2 protein-coding genes are annotated in these 1,694 nt (G+C 73.8%); both read right to left on the bottom strand.

What is annotated here, in order from left to right:
- Window positions 1-35: 35 nt before the first annotated feature.
- Window positions 36-1,379, bottom strand: a complete 1,344-nt coding sequence (locus FNQ90_RS22210) for a metallophosphoesterase (protein WP_182607977.1) — start codon at window positions 1,377-1,379, stop codon at window positions 36-38.
- Window positions 1,376-1,639 (bottom strand): SCO4848 family membrane protein, encoded by a 264-nt coding sequence (locus FNQ90_RS22205; RefSeq protein ID WP_182607976.1) that lies wholly within the window; start codon window positions 1,637-1,639, stop codon window positions 1,376-1,378. The genes FNQ90_RS22210 and FNQ90_RS22205 overlap by 4 nt, the downstream gene beginning before the upstream one ends.
- Window positions 1,640-1,694: the final 55 nt, after the last annotated feature.

The following is a 1,694-nucleotide window of genomic DNA, read 5'->3' as shown; positions in this document are numbered from 1 at the left end:
GCGCGGTGGTCCGCGCCCGGCGCCCGGTGGGTCGATCAGGCCTCCGGTGAGGCCAGACGCACGACCGTGATGTCCGGTTCGGCTCCCACCCGTACCGGCGGGCCCCAACTACCCGCGCCCCGGGTGACGTACAGCTGGGTGTCGCCGTAGCGCTCCAGCCCGGCCAGGGTCGGGTTGGCCAGGTCGGCGAGGTGGGTGCCGGGCCACATCTGGCCGCCGTGGGTGTGGCCGGAGAGCTGGAGGTCCACCCCGTGTTTCACCGCCTCGTGCACGAACACCGGCTGGTGGGCCATCAGCACCGAGGTCCGTCGCGGGTCGCGGTCGGTGAGCGCGGCCTCCAGGTCCGGCCCCTGCCCGCTGTCCTCACCGGCCAGGTCGTTGACACCGGCCAGGTCGAACCAGGGAAGCTCCGCGCGGGCGTTCTCCAGCGGCGTGATGCCGAGTTCGCGGACGTGGTCGATCCACTGTTCGGCGCCGACGTAGTACTCGTGGTTGCCGGTGACGAACCAGGAGCCGTCCCGGGCCCGGAGGCCGGCGAGCGGGGCGGCGGCCGAGCGCAGGTCCTCCACGCCGGCGTCGACCAGGTCACCGACGATCGTCACCAGGTCGGGCTGCGTGGCGTTGACCGCGTCCACCACGCGGCGACAGTGCGAGCCGCCGAGGATCGGGCCGAGGTGGATGTCGCTGACCACGGCGATCCGGTAGCCGTGGGCGGCGCGCGGCAGGCCGCGCAGCGGGACGGTCACCTCCTTGATCACCGGATGGCGGGCCGCCAGGGTGCCGTAGGCGGTGGTGCCGGCGGAGATGACGGCGGCTCCCAGGGCGACGGTGCGGGCGACGAAGAGGCGCCGTGCGGGGTCGTCGGGGCCGACGGGGTCCGCGGGCGCGGGCGGCGGTTCCGGGTCCGCCTCGGCCAGCGCGGTGGTGGTGCGCCCGCCGGCGGGGTCGACGGCGGCTCCGGCCTCCCCGGTCGGAACCGCGGTGTTCCCGGCATCGGCGGTCCCGGGGGCCGCCGCCCGGTCGCTCCGGTCCGATCCGGCGGCCCCCGGCGCGCCGGCGCGGGCGGCCCGCCGGGCGAGGAGGCGTCGGGCGAGCGGGCGCACCGGCTCCGCCGCCAGGAGCGGCAGGAGCAGGTAGAGCATGACGACGAACCAGTAGTAGCCGGGCCAGGCGAGGACCTGTTGCATCGTGAACGGGACACCGAGACCGCCCGCGGCCTGGGCCGCGATCATCAGCAGCGGCAGTGCCACCGCGAGGACGGTGCCCACCCGCCGCCAGGTGCTGCCGGGCGCGGAGACGTCCCGCACCAGGCGGCGCCAGAGGTACCAGTGGACGCTGCCGAACAGCGTCAGGACGACGAGCAGGAACAGGGCGATCATGAAGCTCCTCGGGGGCGATCGTTCTCACGCTGAAGGACGCGCAGGGAGCGGAAACCGATGAGTCCGATCAGGGTGCCGAGCGAGAAGGACACGACGGCGAGCACCAGGTGAACCCAGAAGTAGCCGGTGGGGTCTCCGGCGTCGTCGAAGGCGAGGCCACTGGCGTCCCGGATCAGGTTGCGCACGAAGGAGATCCAGATGAACCAGCTCCAGACGCCGAAGGCGAGGAGGAACCAGGAGGTGCCGCGGCCGAGCTTCATGGTTCAAGTATCCCTTTCGGCGGTGATCGGCCGTCCCGGGGGTGGCGGCCGGGTC

The sequence above is a fragment of the Streptomyces alkaliphilus genome (assembly GCF_014141535.1).
Classification (GTDB): domain Bacteria; phylum Actinomycetota; class Actinomycetes; order Streptomycetales; family Streptomycetaceae; genus Streptomyces; species Streptomyces alkaliphilus.
The sequence above is the reverse complement of the archived record's forward strand: the minus strand, read 5'-3'. Positions and strand labels throughout refer to the sequence as shown.